Raw genomic sequence first — 251 nt, forward strand, 5'->3', positions numbered from 1 at the left:
GAGGCAGCAGTGGGGAATATTGCACAATGGGCGAAAGCCTGATGCAGCCATGCCGCGTGTGTGAAGAAGGCCTTCGGGTTGTAAAGCACTTTCAGTTGTGAGGAAAGGTGGGTAGTTAATAGCTGTTCACTGTGACGTTAGCAACAGAAGAAGCACCGGCTAACTCCGTGCCAGCAGCCGCGGTAATACGGAGGGTGCGAGCGTTAATCGGAATTACTGGGCGTAAAGCGTGCGTAGGCGGTTTGTTAAGC

Annotated in this window: 1 rRNA gene; it reads left to right on the plus strand. The window is 53.4% G+C overall.

Features of this window, described 5'->3' with window-relative positions:
- Positions 1-251, plus strand: a 16S ribosomal RNA gene (locus H4J75_RS19890); the annotation flags it as partial.

This window comes from Colwellia sp. BRX10-1 (genome assembly GCF_014077545.1).
GTDB lineage: Bacteria > Pseudomonadota > Gammaproteobacteria > Enterobacterales > Alteromonadaceae > Colwellia_A.